This is a genomic window from Pseudomonas berkeleyensis, assembly GCF_014109765.1.
Classification (GTDB): domain Bacteria; phylum Pseudomonadota; class Gammaproteobacteria; order Pseudomonadales; family Pseudomonadaceae; genus Aquipseudomonas; species Aquipseudomonas berkeleyensis.
In genome coordinates this window covers 3,729,493-3,745,597 of sequence record NZ_CP059139.1, presented here as the reverse complement: position 1 = coordinate 3,745,597, position 16,105 = coordinate 3,729,493, and the positions used below count along the sequence as shown (strand labels likewise).

At 62.7% G+C, this 16,105-nt stretch carries 18 protein-coding genes; 9 read left to right on the top strand and 9 right to left on the bottom strand.

The window, feature by feature from the left end; genetic code table 11:
- Positions 1 to 2: 2 nt before the first annotated feature.
- Positions 3 to 1,883 (top strand): sensor domain-containing diguanylate cyclase, encoded by a 1,881-nt coding sequence (locus HS968_RS17385; protein WP_182367565.1) that lies wholly within the window; start codon positions 3 to 5, stop codon positions 1,881 to 1,883.
- Positions 1,884 to 1,928: 45 nt separating this feature from the next.
- Here HS968_RS17385 and HS968_RS17380 read toward each other — a convergent pair whose 3' ends face one another.
- Both HS968_RS17380 and HS968_RS17375 read right to left on the bottom strand, forming a co-directional pair.
- Positions 1,929 to 2,303, bottom strand: coding sequence for a hypothetical protein (locus HS968_RS17380; RefSeq protein WP_182367552.1), 375 nt, complete (start codon positions 2,301 to 2,303; stop codon positions 1,929 to 1,931).
- Between the two features lie 18 nt (positions 2,304 to 2,321).
- Complete coding sequence (locus tag HS968_RS17375; RefSeq protein WP_182367549.1) at positions 2,322 to 2,705, bottom strand: hypothetical protein; 384 nt, start codon at positions 2,703 to 2,705, stop codon at positions 2,322 to 2,324.
- Between the two features lie 431 nt (positions 2,706 to 3,136).
- On the opposite strand from HS968_RS17375, the gene HS968_RS17370 reads away from it, so the two are divergent.
- Positions 3,137 to 3,484 (top strand): hypothetical protein, encoded by a 348-nt coding sequence (locus HS968_RS17370; RefSeq protein WP_182367546.1) that lies wholly within the window; start codon positions 3,137 to 3,139, stop codon positions 3,482 to 3,484.
- 64 nt (positions 3,485 to 3,548) lie between these two features.
- Complete coding sequence (locus tag HS968_RS17365) at positions 3,549 to 4,292, top strand: SDR family NAD(P)-dependent oxidoreductase (protein WP_182367543.1); 744 nt, start codon at positions 3,549 to 3,551, stop codon at positions 4,290 to 4,292.
- A 31-nt stretch (positions 4,293 to 4,323) separates the two neighbouring features.
- Here the strand turns inward: HS968_RS17365 and HS968_RS17360 are convergent, their stop codons facing one another.
- Positions 4,324 to 5,061 carry a GntR family transcriptional regulator gene (locus tag HS968_RS17360; protein ID WP_182367540.1) on the bottom strand — a complete coding sequence of 246 codons (738 nt, stop codon included), beginning with the start codon at positions 5,059 to 5,061 and terminating at the stop codon, positions 4,324 to 4,326.
- 171 nt (positions 5,062 to 5,232) lie between these two features.
- Between HS968_RS17360 and HS968_RS17355 the strand changes: the two genes are divergently transcribed.
- Together HS968_RS17355 and HS968_RS17350 are read left to right on the top strand one after the other, a co-directional pair.
- Positions 5,233 to 6,063 carry an amidohydrolase family protein gene (locus HS968_RS17355; protein ID WP_407681635.1) on the top strand — a complete coding sequence of 277 codons (831 nt, stop codon included), beginning with the start codon at positions 5,233 to 5,235 and terminating at the stop codon, positions 6,061 to 6,063.
- A 36-nt stretch (positions 6,064 to 6,099) separates the two neighbouring features.
- The gene (locus HS968_RS17350; protein ID WP_179622066.1) at positions 6,100 to 7,401 is read left to right on the top strand and encodes an SLC13 family permease; all 1,302 of its coding nucleotides are present in this window, start codon (positions 6,100 to 6,102) and stop codon (positions 7,399 to 7,401) included.
- Positions 7,402 to 7,507: 106 nt separating this feature from the next.
- Here HS968_RS17350 and HS968_RS17345 read toward each other — a convergent pair whose 3' ends face one another.
- From HS968_RS17345 to HS968_RS17335, 3 genes are all read right to left on the bottom strand, one after another.
- Positions 7,508 to 8,065 carry a COG3904 family protein gene (locus tag HS968_RS17345; RefSeq protein WP_182367537.1) on the bottom strand — a complete coding sequence of 186 codons (558 nt, stop codon included), beginning with the start codon at positions 8,063 to 8,065 and terminating at the stop codon, positions 7,508 to 7,510.
- A 65-nt stretch (positions 8,066 to 8,130) separates the two neighbouring features.
- Positions 8,131 to 9,330, bottom strand: coding sequence for an MFS transporter (locus tag HS968_RS17340; RefSeq protein WP_106736410.1), 1,200 nt, complete (start codon positions 9,328 to 9,330; stop codon positions 8,131 to 8,133).
- Between the two features lie 88 nt (positions 9,331 to 9,418).
- On the bottom strand, positions 9,419 to 10,330 hold the full coding sequence (locus HS968_RS17335) for a LysR family transcriptional regulator (RefSeq protein ID WP_119693388.1): 912 nt from the start codon (positions 10,328 to 10,330) through the stop codon (positions 9,419 to 9,421).
- Between the two features lie 290 nt (positions 10,331 to 10,620).
- Here HS968_RS17335 and HS968_RS17330 point away from each other — a divergent pair, with 290 nt between their 5' ends.
- Entirely contained in the window at positions 10,621 to 11,670 is a 1,050-nt protein-coding gene (locus tag HS968_RS17330; RefSeq protein WP_182367534.1) for an SDR family oxidoreductase, read from the top strand.
- Between the two features lie 47 nt (positions 11,671 to 11,717).
- Positions 11,718 to 13,025, top strand: coding sequence for an NTP/NDP exchange transporter (locus tag HS968_RS17325; RefSeq protein WP_182367531.1), 1,308 nt, complete (start codon positions 11,718 to 11,720; stop codon positions 13,023 to 13,025).
- Between the two features lie 218 nt (positions 13,026 to 13,243).
- On the opposite strand, the gene HS968_RS17320 is transcribed toward HS968_RS17325, so the two are convergent.
- Positions 13,244 to 13,945, bottom strand: coding sequence for a glutathione S-transferase N-terminal domain-containing protein (locus HS968_RS17320; RefSeq protein ID WP_182367528.1), 702 nt, complete (start codon positions 13,943 to 13,945; stop codon positions 13,244 to 13,246).
- A gap of 175 nt (positions 13,946 to 14,120) precedes the next feature.
- Between HS968_RS17320 and HS968_RS17315 the strand changes: the two genes are divergently transcribed.
- Complete coding sequence (locus HS968_RS17315; RefSeq protein WP_182367525.1) at positions 14,121 to 14,558, top strand: HIT family protein; 438 nt, start codon at positions 14,121 to 14,123, stop codon at positions 14,556 to 14,558.
- A gap of 53 nt (positions 14,559 to 14,611) precedes the next feature.
- Here the strand turns inward: HS968_RS17315 and HS968_RS17310 are convergent, their stop codons facing one another.
- On the bottom strand, positions 14,612 to 14,878 hold the full coding sequence (locus tag HS968_RS17310; protein WP_106736404.1) for a DUF2790 domain-containing protein: 267 nt from the start codon (positions 14,876 to 14,878) through the stop codon (positions 14,612 to 14,614).
- 184 nt (positions 14,879 to 15,062) lie between these two features.
- Between HS968_RS17310 and HS968_RS17305 the strand changes: the two genes are divergently transcribed.
- Positions 15,063 to 15,488: a 3-isopropylmalate dehydratase gene (locus HS968_RS17305; protein ID WP_182367523.1), complete on the top strand. Its 426-nt coding sequence runs from the start codon at positions 15,063 to 15,065 to the stop codon at positions 15,486 to 15,488.
- Positions 15,489 to 15,515: 27 nt separating this feature from the next.
- Here HS968_RS17305 and lepB read toward each other — a convergent pair whose 3' ends face one another.
- On the bottom strand, positions 15,516 to 16,085 hold the full coding sequence (gene lepB / locus HS968_RS17300) for a signal peptidase I (RefSeq protein WP_182367520.1): 570 nt from the start codon (positions 16,083 to 16,085) through the stop codon (positions 15,516 to 15,518).
- Between the last annotated feature and the right edge of the window lie 20 nt (positions 16,086 to 16,105).

Genomic DNA, 16,105 nt, shown 5'->3' with positions numbered 1-16,105 from the left:
CGATGACCCCGCCCAGACTGCCGGATGACGAGCACTATTCAGCCGCTCGCCGCGCTCGTATCGCAACACCCTTGAACCTGTTGATTGTTCTGGCGAGCGTGTTCGTTGCCGTTGTCTGGTTGATCACCCTGCAACGGATCGCGTTCGAGCGTGAGCAGACGCTGGCCTCGGAGATGGAGTCCAACTCCAGCCTTGCCATCGCCTTCGAGCAACAGGTATTCCGCACGTTGAAGGCGGCCGAGCAGGTGGCGGCCTTCGTGCGGGAGCAATACCGCCAGCAAGGCAGGGCAATCGACTTGCGCCGCTGGGTCGAAGAGGGCGTGATCCGCGAGGAGATGTTCACCATCGTCAGTGTGGTGGACGAGCATGGCGATATCGTCAGCAGCAGCCAGAACACCGGTGCAGTCAATTACGCCGATCGTGAGTTCTTCACAGCGCAGCGCGACGCGCAGGCCGATCGGTTGTTCATCAGTCAGCCCGTGCTCGGGCGGGTTTCCGGACGCTGGCTGATACCGTTGTCACTGCGTATCGAGCGCGACGATGGCCGCTTTGCTGGAGTCGTGGTGATGGCGGTCAGTCCGGAGGACGTCACGCATTTCTTCCATCAGGTCGATCTGGGGTCGCAAGGGCTGCTGGAACTCACCGGCCTCGACGGTGTAGTGCGTGCGCGCAAGATTGGCCCACGCAGCGAGTTCGGCGTGGGTGCCGCGCCACTGGCCTGGTTTCAGCGGCAGAAGCTGCAAGATACCGATGATTTCTACGACAGCGGCGAGGCCTTGGATGGTGTGGCCCGTATCGTCAGCTACCGCACCATGGCCGACTACCCTCTGATGGTCACCGTGGCCACGGCTTATGACGAGGAAATGGTCACGACCCTGCAGCGTCGCTCGACCTACCTGCGTGCTGCAGTTGGTGTCACTTTGGTGGTGGGCATCTTCGTTGGCCTGCTGATGATGATGCTGGTACGTCAACGTGCTGCCACCGATGCCTTGCAGGGCAGCGAAGCGCTGTTTCGCGCTACTTTCCACCAGGCCGCCATGGGCATCGCCCACGTCACGCCCGATGGCGAGATCCTGCGGGTCAACGAGAAGTTCTCGCGCATGCTGGGCTGCCCCGCCGAGGTGTTGCAGGGACGCAATATTTTCGAATTGAGCGATCCCGACGCGGCCAGCGCGGCACAGGACTTTCTGCATGAGCAACTAAGCAGCGATTCGCGGGCGCTTTCTCCAGAGATCGAGAAGACCTACCGGCGGCAGGATGGCTCGCGGCTCTGGGTCTGCGAGGCGCTGGGGGTGGTGCGCAATCGCGAAGGCCATCCGGATTTCCTCGTGCTGGTCACCCAGGACATCACCGAGCGCAAGCACCTGGAAGCGCGGCTTTCACACGATGCGCAGCATGACGGGCTCACTGGCCTGCCCAACCGAGGGTATTTTCGCCAGCGGCTGGATCGGGTGCTGGCCTCGGAGCGCAGTCCGGGGCGGCTGTCGGCCGTGCTGTACATCGACCTGGACGGTTTCAAGGCGATCAATGACAGTCTCGGGCATGCCGCCGGTGATGTGCTGTTGCAGCAGGTCGCCAGGCGGCTGGAGGATTGCGTGCGTGGCGAAGACACGGTGGCGCGTTTTGGCGGCGACGAGTTCGGCATCATCCTCACCAACCTGGGCAGCAAGCAGGACTGCGAAGCCGTTGCACGCAAGGTGCTGGCAACGCTTGAGCAGCCCTTCGACCTGAACGGCTCGCCGGTGCGCATATCGGCAAGCATCGGGGCTGCGATGTTCCCCCTGCACGGCCACGATGGCCACGATTTGGTGCAGCATGCGGACAAGGCCATGTACGCAGCCAAGCACGCCGGCAAGAACCGCTTCAACTGGGTAGCGGAATAGCGGGGGCGATATCCCCCTATCAGGTGCTGCGTTGAGGGCCGCTGCTCAGGTCGCCATGGTCAACTGCTTGCGCCATCTCCACTCGATCCTTGCCAGGCCACCGACGAAGGCTGCCTCGCCAACAATATGGATGAACCCCAGTGGGGATAGGGTCTGCACCAGGAGTGCGGCGATGCACAGACAGACCACTGCCCAGGCACCATTGGCCCATGCCAGCAGCCCAATGGATATTTCGCTGCGCCGGGTACGGGCAGCCAGGAAGAAGGAATAGCAGGCGTAGGCAATATTGACTGCGCCGATGAACCTCAGAAGTGCCTCTGGCGCGGCGTACCAATCACTCAGTTGAGCGCTGAACGACAGCACGACGAGGCCTGCCAAGGCAGCGGCTGTACAGTCTAGCCAGAGGATGTTGAGGCGCATACGCTTCGCTCGGTGCGTTCAGGACTGCCGTGCCGTCAGCAGGAACAGCAGGGTCGAGGCGATGACCAGCAGATCCAGCGCGATGGCAGGCGCTACGCTACCCAGAAATTCCTGTCCGTAGATCACCACCAGCGATACGAAGATGGCTTTGCTCAGCGCAGCGATGGAAGCAGAGAAAACCCGATGTCTTTCATTCAATGCGCCATAGATCATCACGACGCCGATAAGCCCGACCAGTGCCGACCAACTGCGGATGATGATCGACTCCAGCTGGCCGTCGAACGATGTGCCGAACATCGACTCGAGTGCTGCCTGTGGCGCGACCAGGCCATAGAACATGGTGGCGGTCAGAACCCCGGATACCAGCATCAGCCATTTGAAGTGTCGTGCGATGAAAGTCATGGTGCGTGCATTCCCTTGTCGTGATGAGTGCCGTGCAGCTTAGCTGGAATCAGCGGGAGGATTTTCACTTCCGCTCACTCGTTTTTTTGGGGGCTGTTGGTGGGCTGAAGTGGAGTACCGCCCGGCCCACCCTACGGTAGGTGGCATGAGAGCTGGGCGACGATCAGCTTCAGCCCAGAAAATCGAAAGGCTGCTATTGCTGCCGATTCCGTAGGAGTAAGGGTTTATGTTTGTCGAGTGCACAAGGATCTCGGGTAGGTTCTAAGGCGATCTTGTGTTGATATGACTTCAATTGTAGTTATAAAGACTTCGATTTTTTGCTGTCATTATGACTTCAATCTTTCCAATTTGTTGATTTATATAAATAAAGTTATTGGCATGAAATCTGAGATGGCAGTGGGTGCAACGCCTACTACTAAAAGGAAACTCAGATGAAACCCATTGCCTTGCTCGTGCTCTCCCTTGGCTTTGTCGCCATCAACGCTGTGCAGGCCGCCGAAGTGGTGGCCGAACGTGAAGAAAATTTGGTTGGTGCCGGTTTCGGCGGGCTGTCCGGCCTGATGCTCGGGGCTGCTGCTGGCGGCCCGATTGGTGCGCTGGTCGGTGCAGTCGTGGGTGGCTGGTCTGGCGCACAGGTTCAGGAAGCCAGCGGTAGCAGCGGCACCGCCTATGTCGTGCGGCATGACGACGGACGTGAGCAGTGGGTGCGCTCGCCGAATGCCCGCTTCGCACTGGGCCAGAACGTCGAATTGCAGCAGGGTCGCCTGCAACTCCAGTGACAGCGATTTTGCCGTGGCGGATCGGTCGTTGCGGCGCCTTCTCTCTTTGCGTTTCGAGGTGCACATGAGTACGAACTTTCAACACCGTCTGGCCGTCGTTACTGGCGCCAGTTCCGGCATCGGTCTGGCTGTCTGCGACCTGTTGCTGCAGCGCGGCGCGCGCGTGCTGGCTTTCTCCCGCCGATTGGCCGCGCTGGAGTCGCTGCAGGCGCGTTACCCCGAGCAGTTGCATTGGTGCGCGGGCGACGTCACCGATATCGATGCACTGCATGCGCTGGCCGAGCGTGCCGGTCGGCTCGGCGCGGTGGACTATCTGGTGCCCAATGCCGGTATTGCACGGCTGGCGCCGGGTTGCGATCTGCAGGCATTCGAGCAGCAGTGGCAAGTCAACGGCGCCGGTGCGCTGAACACCTTTGCCGTGCTCAAACCCCATCTAGCGCGGCCGGCGTCGGTGGTGTTCATCAGCACCTTCTTGCGGCAGTTGGGTTTCGCCGGGCTGGGTGGTTATATCGCCAGCAAGGCGGCGCTCTCGGCCTTGGTGCGCAGCCTGGCGCTGGAACATGCAGGTGAAGGGCTGCGCCTGAATCTGGTGTCGCCGGGGCCGACCGCCACGCCGATCTGGGGCAGCCTGGGCCTGGCGGATGACGCCCTGGCAGGCGTCGCCAGCGAGGTGAGCAAGCGCCTGGTCGATGGCGAGTTTCTCAGCCCGCAGGCTATCGCTGAAGTGGTGTTGTTCCAATTGTCCAACGGCGCTCGCGGTGTCTACGGCCAGGACTGGGTGGTAGACAAGGGCTACACGCTGCAATGACTGATGTGGGGCGCGACCTGCGCCCCGTTTCTCAGCTGATTTCCACCTGGTAGCGGAAGTTTTCCGCTGCTGCACGTGACAGGCGATATTCGAGCGGGGTGCGGTCATAACCCAGCGCCGTTCGCTCGATCACCACGATGGGGCTGGCGGTGGCCACATTCAGAGTGGTGGCGGTCTCGGCGTCGGCAGCGGAGACACTGAGGGTTTCCTGTGCCGAGGCGATGCGCTGGCCGCAATGTTGTTCGTAGAAGGGATAGAGCAACTGCGGGAAGTCATTCGGGTCGACGTCGAGCAAGTTCGCGAAGCGTGTGGCCGGCAGCCAGATGCGCTCATGGAACAGCGGCCGTCCCTCGATCAGCCGCAGGCGTTGCAGATGGATACAGAGTTCGTCATCGGCCAGTTTCAGTGCCTGGCGAGCGGTTGCGTCGGCGGGGGTTTGCCGGCAGTCGAGGATGCGGCTCTGCGGCACCTGGGATTGTCCACTGGCGTTGACCTGGCGAAAGAAGCGAAACAGCGAACCGTCGAAATTCGGTCGACGTACGAAGGTGCCACGGCCTTGCGCACGCAGCAGAAGGCCCTCGGCGACCAGGGTTTCCACCGCCTTGCGTACCGTGCCAATGGCCACACCGTACTGGCGGGTGAGCTCCGCCTCGGTAGGGATAGCCTCGCCCGGCAGCCATTCACCTGCGGCAATTTTCCCCAGCATCTCGTCGCGCAACCGCTGGTACAGCGGCAGGCGTTCGTCCTGTCCCAGAGCCGTGGTGCTCATAAACCTCAAATCCGAAATTCGACCGGCCGTCACTTTACCACTGCCTCGTGCGTTGACAGCACTCGATCTCTGTAGATACAGTCATCTAATCATATATATGAATAGATGTTTTATAAGAGGGCATGGCTCGTACCAGCCAGCCCGAACAACAATCGACAGAGGTATCGCTTCGTGACGCCCATGCCTTATGCCGGTATTACCGGCATCGACACCCATGCGCACATCTTCCGCCAGAATCTTCCGATGGTGCCTGGCCGCCGCTACAGCCCCAGCTACGACGCCACGGTGGAGCAATACTTGGAACACATGGACGGCTGTGGCTTGTCTCATGGCGTGCTGATCCAACCCAGCTTCCTGGGTACCGACAATCACTACATGGTCGCGGCGTTGCAGCGTTTCGCGCAGCGTCTGCGCGGGGTGGCGGTGGTCGATGTCCAGGTCAGCGAAGCCGAGCTGGACGAGCTGGCTGCCGCAGGGGTGGTGGGCATACGCCTGAACCTGATCGGCAAGGCGCTGGAGGATTACGCCGGCCCGGCCTGGAATGACCTGTTCCGCCGTCTGGCACGACGTGGCTGGCAGGTGGAGATCCAGCGCGGTTTCACCGACCTGGCGCTGATCGTGCCGACGATTCTCGAATCCGGGGTGACGGTGGTGATCGACCACTTCGGCCTGCCGGCGCCGAGCGTACGGCTGGACGACTCGCAGCACGATGGTTTCTTCGCTCTGCTTGGCCAGGCGCCGGTGTGGATCAAACTGTCGGCGGCTTACCGCAGTCAGTCCGACCTGGCTCGTGCCCAGGCCATCGAAGCGCGCCTGCGCGAAGCCTGTGGCGGAGTGGGCCGCTTTCTCTGGGGCAGCGATTGGCCCAACACCCAGTTCGAATCACAGACCCGCTACGATCAGCAGTTCGCGCTGCTCGAGGCTCTGTTGCCCAACCCCGAGGAGCGCCGCCGCGTTCTGGTGGACAACCCCGCAACGCTATTCGGGTTCGCCTCGGCGTAACTCCGGCCAACACCAGAACAATAAGGAGCACACACCATGATGAGCTTGCTCGTCGTCGCCGCGATCGTCCTTGCCGTCGCGTTGGGCTACACCACCAAGATCAATATCGGCCTGTTCGCCATTGCCTTCGCCTACCTGCTGGGTTGCTTCGGCATGGGCTTGAGCCCGGGCGACATCATCAACATGTGGCCACTGAAGATCTTCTTCGTGATCTTCTCGGTATGCCTGTTCTACAGCTTCGCCACCGTCAACGGCACGCTGGAAAAACTCGCCGGGCACCTGCTGTATCGCTGCCGTAACGTGCCGCACCTGCTGCCCTATGCGATCTTCATCACTGCCAGTGTGATCGCCGGCATGGGCGCCGGTTATTACACCGTGCTGGCCTTCATGGCGCCGCTGACGCTGCTGCTCTGCCAGCGCACCGGCATGAGCCTGATCCTCGGTGGTCTGGCGGTGAACTACGGTGCACTGGCGGGCGCCAACTTCGTTTCCAGCCAGAGTGGCATCATCTTCCGGGGGCTGATGGCGACCGCTGGCGTGCCGGAGAGCGAGGCCTTCGTCAATGCCCTGGCGATTTTTGCCAGTACCGCGGTCATTCCGATCCTGGTGATTTCTGCGTTCGTGTTCCTCGGCGGCCATGGCCGCAACCTGAAGAATGCGGTGCTCACCGCCGATCTGCCGGAGGCGTTCAACCGTGAGCAGAAACTGACCCTGTTGTTGACCGTGTTGATGATGCTGCTGGTGTTGGCCGCGCCGCTGGCGCTGCTGGCCTTCCCGGACAACGAGACGGTTCGCTTCATCAACAGCAAGGTGGATATCGGCCTGATCGCCAGCGTGTTCTCGGTGATCGCGCTGCTGCTCAAGCTCGGTGACGAGCGCAAGGCCATGGCTTCGCTGCCATGGGCCACGCTGATCATGATCTGCGGCGTCGGCATGTTGATTTCGGTGGCGATCAAGGCGGGCACCATCGATGCCCTGGCCTCCTGGATCGGCGGCAATATCCCACCGCTGATGGTGCCGGTTGCCTTCGGTGTGGTGGCGGCGCTGATGTCGATCTTCGCCAGTACCCTGGGCGTGGTGACGCCAGCGCTGTTCCCCATGGTGCTGCCGCTGTCGGCCTCGATGTCGATCGATCCGATGATCATCTTCATCGCCATCGTGGTCGGTGCGCAGGCTACCTCGATCTCGCCGTTCTCTTCCGGCGGCAGCCTGCTGCTGGGTTCCTGCACGGACGACAAGGTGCGCTCCACGCTGTTCTCGCAGCTGTTGCTGCGCGCTGCGCCCATTGGCTTCGTCGCGGCGATGCTGTTCAACCTGGCGCTGACCTTCCTGTTCTGATGAAAAAGCCCCGGCATCTATTGATGCCGGGGCTTCGTGTTGCTGTGACCGCCGCCTTTGCTGGTCAACTTCTCGCTACGACTTTCTCTCTCCTTCAGTGTGCTCGCTACTTCAGTCGATAGCGCAGCAGTTCGTCCTTGCTCAGCAGGTGCAGGCGACCCGGTGCGACCTGGTAGATCGCTTCGGCCAGGCCCACGTCGACGCCCATGTCGCGAAAGTACGTGGCCGGGCTGAATGGCTGGCGGCCGTGCGCTGCCTGAGCCAGTGCCGAATCGCCTGCGGGGAAGGGCGGGCGGCGCAGCGCCACGTGGCCGTTGATGGTGCGCTTCTTGCCGGCTGCCAGCAGGTAGACGCAACTGCCCTGGCACATGCCGTCTGACGGTACCAGCGTCTCGAAACCGGTTTCCCGCAGCAGGCGGCCCATGCGGATGGCTTCTGGCGCACTGCCGCCGATGCTGTCGAGCAGGACGATCTTGCGCGTGTACTTGCCGGGGTTGGCGCGCAAACCTTCCAGCAGTTTCTCGTAATCGCCGGGGGCGATCTCTTCGGAAATCTTGGCTGCCAGCAGGCCAGCGTTGGCTTCGACGCTGACTTGCGCCTGGGCCGTCAGGGTGGTGAACAGGGCGGTGCCGATCAGGGCGAGTCGTAAACGCTGGGCAATCATCAGGCGGGCACGGGATAGTGGCTGGGGAGGTAGACGATACCTGCCGGCGCACCATCTGGCATCTATCAAACCTGCGCGCTTTTCTGTTGCACCTTCCACGCCCAGGCGAACAGCAGCAGGCCACCAACGGCTGTGGCTGCGCCGATGTAACCGGTGACCGTCCAGCCCATGCCGGCGCTGATGGCCAGGCCGCCGAGCCAGGGTCCGAGGGCGTTGGCGACGTTGAAGGCGGCATGGTTGGAGGCCGCCGCCAGGGTTTGCGCGCCCGTGGCGACATCCATCAGGTGGGTCTGCAGGGCCGGGCCGAGGGCGATCATGGTGCCGAGGGCGAAGATCGCCGGCAGGATCGTCCACAGGCTGTGCGCGGCGAACGGGAAGGCCAGCAGCACCAGCGTGCTCCAGGCCAGAATCCAGGCCACGGCGCGCAAACGCAGGCGGTCGAACAGCCAGCCGCCGGCACTGTTGCCGACGATGCAGCCGGCGCCGAACACGCCCATGGCCAGGGGAATCCAGCCGGGGCCGACCTGGGTGACGTGAAGCAGGGTCGGCGCCATGTAGCTGAATACGCAGAACATCCCGGCGAAACCGATGGAACCGATGCCCAGTGCCAGCCAGATCGGTGCGCGATTGAAGGCGCGCAGTTCGCCCGAGGGACTGCTGCGCTGCTCGTGCGGGTCGGCCGGCAGGAAGATCGCGACCATGGCGATGGTGGTGATGGCGATGATGCCGACCAGGGCGAAGGCGTAGCGCCAGCTCATGAACTGGCCGAGCCAGGTAGCCAGCGGGTTGCCGATCAGGATCGCCACGGTCAGGCCGGCCAGCACCCGGCTCACCGCCTTGGCACGCTTGTGCGGTGGCGCCATGGAGGCGGCCACCAGCATGGCGATACCGAAGTAGGCGCCGTGCGGCAGGCCGGCGATGAAGCGGAAGATCAGCAGCGGTTCGTAGCTCGGCGCCAGGGCGCTGGCGAAGTTGCCGAGAGCGAAGCAGCCCATCAGCAGCAGAAGCAGGATGCGCCGTGGCAGGCGTGCGCCGAGCAGGGCGAGCACCGGTGCGCCGACCACCACGCCCAGCGCATAGGCGCTGATCACGTGGCCGACCTGAGGTTCGCTGACGCCCAGATCCTGGGCGACGTTGGGCATCAGGCCCATGATGGCGAACTCGCCGGTGCCGATGGCGAAGCCGCCGAGGGCCAGGGCGAGTTGAATGAGAAGGATCGCGCCTGGCGACAAGGTGGTCGCGGCGTCGCTGGAATGGCTGCTCATGAATGACCTGGAGGAGGGGAAAAACAGGCGCTCGATTATATTCTCCCAGCGCCTCGCTTGGGTATTCGTAGCCGCTCTATTTCGGGCTTTATGACGAGTGGTTCGAGGTGTTGGCGGCTTTCACGTAATCGACGAATGCGCGCAGCGGCGCCGGCACGTGACGACGGTTGTGGTAGTACAGGTAAGGGCCTTCGAAATGCTGCCACCAGTCCTGCAGGAAAGGTCGTAGCTGGCCGCTCTCGAGTTGCGGGCGAATGTATTCCTCGAAGGTGTAGAGAATGCCTTGCCCTGCGCAGGCGGCGGCGATCAACAGATCCTGCGAGGAGCTGATCAGCGTGCCTTCGGGGGCGATACGCAGGGTTTTGCCGTTCTGCTCGAACTCCCATACGCCGAGCTTGCCGCTGGCGAAGCGATAGCCGAGCAGGCGATGGTCGCTCAGCTCGCTGGGGTGCTGCGGGGTGCCATGTCGCTGCAGGTAGTCGGGGGCGGCGACGGCCATGAAGCACTGTCGGCGTGGGCCGATGGGGATGGCGATCATGTCCTTGGCCAGGCTTTCCTCGTAGCGGATGCCGGCGTCATAGCCTGCCGCGATGACGTCGATGAAGGTGTTGTCCATGTTCACCTCCAGCGCGATACCGGGGTAGCGGCTGAGAAAACCGTCCACCAGCGGCGGCAGGATATGTCGGGCGATGACACCGGGTACGTGCAGGCGCAGCGAGCCGACCGGGTGCTGCGGATCTTCCTGCAGGTCGTTGAGCGCGATATTGATTTCATCCAGTGCCGGGCGCAGACGCTCCAGCAGGCGTGCGCCGATTTCCGTCGGTGTCAGGCTGCGGGTGGTGCGGTTGAGCAGGCGCACGCCCAGTTCCTTTTCCAGGCGGCGCACGCAGTCGCTCAGCGACGATGCCGACATGCCGCGCCGCTGCGCCGCCGTGCGAAAGCCGCCAGCCTCGACCACGGCGGCGAACAGGGCGATATCGGACAGATTCGGTTGGCGCATGAGCGTCGACTGGGTAATGACGAAGCGCATGATGATGCGACCTGGCAACGCGTTTGCCAATCCAGCGGATCGGTTTCGTAGCCCGGATGCAACCCGGGGGAGTCTGGCGGATGTTCCCGGATTGCATCCGGGCTACGAGTGGTGGGATACGGTAATACCCTGTAACTGTCCGCCTGACCGTATGCGCTGTTCGGCCGAGGGCGGCTTATCGGACAGCGCTTCTGCCTGCACCCTATGTCCAGCGTCGTAGCCTTCGGCGCATCGAGCTAACGGACACGAGGAAGCAGCCAATGGACAAGAAGTGTGAAAGCGGGCGTGGCCATACACGCCGGGATGCCCTGAAGATGTTCGGCGTGGTGGGTGGTAGCCTGGCCCTGCACGGTGTGATGGGCGGTGTGCCGTCGTTCGCCTGGGCCAGTGAAGTGGCGGGCTGGCAGGCAGCGGATATGCCGTCGCTGGTCGGCAAACGCATGCTGGTCACCGGTGGCAGCAGTGGCATGGGCTTCGAGGATGCGCTGGCGCTCAGCCGCGCGGGGGCGCAGGTGATCATCGCCGCACGCAATGCGCAGCGCGGCGCCGAGAGCATCGAGCGTATTCGGGCGCAGGTGCCGGATGCCCGCGTGCGTTTCGAGCAGCTGGATCTGGCCGACCTGTCGTCGGTACGCAGCCTGGCTCAGCGTCTGAACGCCGAGGGCGAAAACCTGGATGTGCTGATCAACAATGCCGCGATCATGGCGCCGCCGCAGCGCGGGGTGTCGCGCGATGGTTTCGAGATGCAGCTGGCGACCAACTTCCTCGGCCACTTCGCCCTGACGGGGTTGCTCCTGCCGTCGCTGCGCAAGTCATCCGATCCACGGGTCGTGACCTTGGCGAGCATTGCGGTGAACCGCGGCCGTATCAATTTCGATGACCTGCAGTCCGAGCGCGACTACAACCCCTACGCTGCCTACGCCCAGTCGAAACTGGCCTGCCTGATGATGGCGTTCGAGTTGCAGCGGCGCAGCCTCGCCAATGACTGGGGGGTACGCAGCGTTGCCGCGCATCCGGGGGTGGCGGTGACTGAACTGGTCGAGCGTGGGCCAGGGCTGGAAAGCGAGTTCGCGCGCGAGTGGGCGAAGGATCGCGAGGTTTATCACTCGGCGGCGCAAGGCGCGTTGTCCTCGTTGTTCGCAGCGACGGCTGCCGATGCCGAGGGTGGTCGCTACTACGGCCCGACCGGTGAAGAGGAAAAGCGTGGCCCGTTGGGTCTGGCCAAGGTGCCGGATGCGGCGGCGGACACCGATGACGCCGCACGGTTGTGGTCGGTGGCCGAGCGCCTGACCGGCGTCAAATACGGCTGAGGCATGACGGTACGCACGCATCGGCGTGCGTCATAGAGGAGCTTCCCATGTCATCGTTGACGATGTCGCAGCGCGTGGCCGTGGCCATCAACGCGCAGCGCGACGAACTGTGGCCGGCATTGGCCGGTTTCAGCCTGTTCTTCTGCCTGTTCTCGGGCTACTTCATGCTGCGGCCGATTCGCGAGGCGATGGGTATCCTTGCCGGGGTGGAAAATCTGCAGTGGTTGTTCACCGCCACCTTCGTGGTGATGCTGGTGGCTGTGCCGCTGTTCGCCTGGCTGAGTTCGCGGGTGCCGCGCCTGCATTTCATCGATTGGGTGTACGGTTTTTTCACCCTGAACCTGCTGCTGTTCGCCGTGTTGTTCTTCACCCGTGACGAGAGCGTATGGCTGGCGCGCGGTTTCTATGTGTGGATATCGGTCTACAACCTGTTCGTCGTTTCCGTGGCCTGGAGCCTGATGGCCGATGTGTTCGACAGCGAGCAGGCCAAGCGCCTATTCGCCTTCATCGCCGCTGGTGCCAGTGTCGGCGGTTTGGCCGGCCCAGCGCTGAGCGCGCTGTTGATCGGAAGCCTGGGGCAGGCCGGGTTGATCGTGTTGGCAGCGCTGTTGCTGGCCGTAGCGCTGATGCTCAAGCAGGTACTGATGCGGTGGCGTGAGCAGGGTGGTGCAGGGCGTGCTGGCGCGGTGCAGGCCGAAAGTCCACGGCGGCCGGTGCCGGGCAATCCCTTCAGCGGTTTGACCCGGGTGCTGGCTTCACCCTATCTGCTGGGCATTGCCGGGTTCGTGATTCTGTTGGCCACTGCCAGCACCTTTCTCTATTTCGAGCAGGCGCGCCTGGTGGCTGAGCTGTTCCCGCAGCGCGCCGATCAGGTGCGGGTGTTCGGGGTGATCGATTTTGTGGTGCAGGCCGGCGCGCTGGTTTCCCAGCTCTTTATCACCGGGCGTATCGCCAGGCGCATGGGCGTGCGGGTGCTGCTGGCCTGTGTGCCGCTGCTGGTGTGCGTCGGTTTCATCGGCCTGGCGTTGATGCCGACCTTCGCCATGCTCGCTGCGCTGATGATCGTGCGCCGCATCGGTGAATATGCCTTCGTCCGCCCCGGGCGGGAGATGCTCTTCACCCCGTTGGATGCCGAGAGCAAGTACAAGGCGAAGAACTTCATCGATACCGTGGTGTACCGTGCGGGCGATGCCATGAGTGGCTGGCTCAAGAGCCTGCTCGACATGTTCGCTCAGGGCGCCTGGCTGGTGGCGTTGGTGGGGGCGGCCTGCGCTGCGCTGTGGGGTTTGCTCGGCTGGTACCTGGGCAGTCAGGCGGATCGCAAGGTCACTGAGCAGCAGGTCGCGGTGACCTAGGTTCTGTACGAAAGGTGCCTGCGCTCGGTGATGCTTCGTTAAAAACGGGCTGGAGCGCCAGCCCGGTCGAATGCTCATTTACAGCTCGTAAAGTCGGACGCGACCCCGGTCGTTCCTCACCCGCTTTTGTGGGGCCGCTGACCTTCGCTCGGCGACTTTTCGAACAGAACCTTGGCAGCTGTTGTGCCGGAGCCACCTAGTGGCTCCGGCATGGCGTGTCAGCCGCGAGCCGGAATGTTCAGGCCGCGCTGTACTGCCGGACGAGCGAGGAAGGCATCGAGAACGCGACGCACGTTGGCGAAGCGCTCGAACTGCACCAGCTCGGCGGCTTCGTAGAAACCCACCAGGTTGCGAATCCAGGGGAACACCGCGATGTCGGCGATGCTGTACTCGCCAGCGATCCAGTCGCGGCCTTGCAGGTGCTGATCGAGCACACCGAGCAGGCGGGCCGATTCGGCGACGTAGCGATCACGCGGGCGCTTGTCTTCGTACTGGCTGCCGGCGAATTTGTGGAAGAAACCGAGTTGGCCGAACATCGGCCCCAGGCCGCCCATCTGCCACATCAGCCATTGAATCGTCTCGTAGCGGGCAGCGGCGTCCTTTGGCAGCAGCTTGCCGGTCTTTTCCGCCAGGTAGATCAGAATCGCCCCGGACTCGAACAGCGGCAGCGGGTGACCATTGGGCCCATCGGGGTCGAGGATGGCGGGAATCTTGTTGTTCGGCGCCAGCGAGAGAAACTCGGGGCTGAACTGGTCATCGCTGTCGAAGCTGACCAGATGCGGCTCGTAGGGCAGACCGATCTCTTCCAGCATGATCGAAACCTTGACGCCGTTGGGGGTGGGCAGCGAGTAGAGCTGCAGGCGCTCGGGATGCTGGGCAGGCCATTTACGGGTGATGTGGAAGGGGCTGAGGTCGGTCATGTGGGTTCCATGTCGAATGGGACGAAGAAAGGACGATCAGAACACGAGTGGTGGGGCGCAGGAAATCGATCCAGCTGCTAGTAGTCATCGACTCGGGCAATCCTGCCCGGTTCCCTGTGCGCGAGCGAGGCGGTATGGTGCGGGTTTTCATCCACCCGGCACGGAGCCCATCGGCATGAGCCTGCACGGTACTTACGATTCCCAGAACATCTTCGCCCAGATCATTCGCGGCGACTTGCCCTGCTACAAACTTTACGAGGACGACGATGTACTGGCCTTCCTCGACCTGTTCCCGCAATCCAAGGGCCACAGCCTGGTGATCCCCAAACGTGCTGCCGCGCGCAATATCCTGGAGATCGACGAAGCCAGCCTGGCCAAGGTCATGACCGTGGTGAAGAAGGTCGCCCAGGCCGTCGTCGATGAATTGCAGCCGGCTGGTGTGCAGATCGCACAGTTCAACGGCGCGCCCGCCGGGCAGACGGTGTTCCATATCCATATGCACGTGATCCCGCGTTTCGAGGGCGAAGGCCTCGGTATTCATGCCGCCAACAAGGCCGACCCGGCCGAACTGGAAGCGTTGCAGGCGCGTCTGGTCAAACGTCTACAAGGCTGAAACGAGAATGCCCGGCCGAGTGAATCGGTCGGGGCATTCTCGTGGGTTTGCGTTCAACCGTTCTGGTTGTTCAGCCCACCCCATTCCATGAACCGCACGGCATGCACTTCGCCCTGGCTGTCGCGGTAGACCAGCACGCTGGGCACGACACCGCTCTTGCGGCTGTTGTCGGTGCGTTGCAGCACCTGGTCGATGTCCAGCTGCATACCGTAGTGATACTGCTGCACGTCCAGCTTGCTGATGTCAGGTGCTTTTTCGCTGGCGAACGCCATGGGTGCGAAAGCGGCGATGAGTGTGGTGGTGATAGCGGCGAGTTTCATGGTGATGGTCTCCGATCAGTGGCGCCGAAGTGTGTGGCGCTGGGGTCGAGAGAGATGAAAACATCACGCTGTTCATTGATGAAATCGATGCTTGTGCTACTGAACATTGCTGCCGTCGATACCTTGCTCGCCGGCTCGTCAACACCAATACTCAGGCGGCACTCATCTGCCCATGGAGGGCTTCATGCGTTCGACTCTCATCGTTCTACCTCTGCTTTTGCTGGCGGGTTGTTCATCGTTTCGCGGTGATCCGGAAAACATCAAGCCGGTGTCTGAAGATCGCCTGCTGGCGTTTCAGGAGGCGCAGGCGAACAGCGCGCAGATCGTGGTCAATCGCGATTTCGGCGTGATGGGGGGCGGTTGCTACGTGGCCATCGAGGTTGATCGCAAGGTCGCTGCGCGAATCGGTATGGGCGAGGTCGCCACCTTCCAGGTGCCGCCGGGTACGCGTGTGGTAGGCATCACGCCGGATCGCATGGATGACACCCTGTGCGGCATGGGCCGACTGCTGCGCGAAGTGGCGGTGCCGGTGAAGACTGGCGAGACCCACAGGCTGCGCATCATCAGCCAGAACCGTGGTGGCTTCGATATCGTGCCGGATACGCCCTGACGCACAGGGCACGGAACGTTCAGCGGGTCAGCGTAGCTTGCCCGTTCGCTGTGGATCCTCGGCCCACCAGATACGCTCGACGCGACCGATCAGGTTGGCCCGTGGCACGCTGCCCCAGAGGCGGCTGTCAGCGGAGTTACGACGATTGTCGCCGAGCATGAACAACTCGCCCTCGGCGATGGTCGTTTCGGTCAGGTCGCCGTAGTTCCGATCTGGCGCGTTCAGGGCTGGGGCAGGGTGCAGGTACGGCTCGTCCAGCAACTGGTTGTTGATGTAGACACGATGATCACGCATCGCCAGGCGGTCGCCGGGAAGGCCGATGATGCGCTTGACGTAAACGACGTCATTGACCGGGCTCACGAAGACCACCACGTCACCACGCTCGGGTTCGCTACCGACATAGGCCCAGACACTGCTGAGAATGTAGTCACCCGTTTGCAGGGTAGGCGCCATCGAGTTGGCCGGCACCTGATTGGGCAAGTAGCCCGCGATGCGCGCTCGCGGATCGAGCGTAGCCGGGCCCAGTGGATTCAGCAGATAGAAGCCGAGCATCAGCAGGGCTAGGGCGATGAAGCCTGTCCAGAAATTCCAGCGCATGGTCGATCCTTGTACCTGTG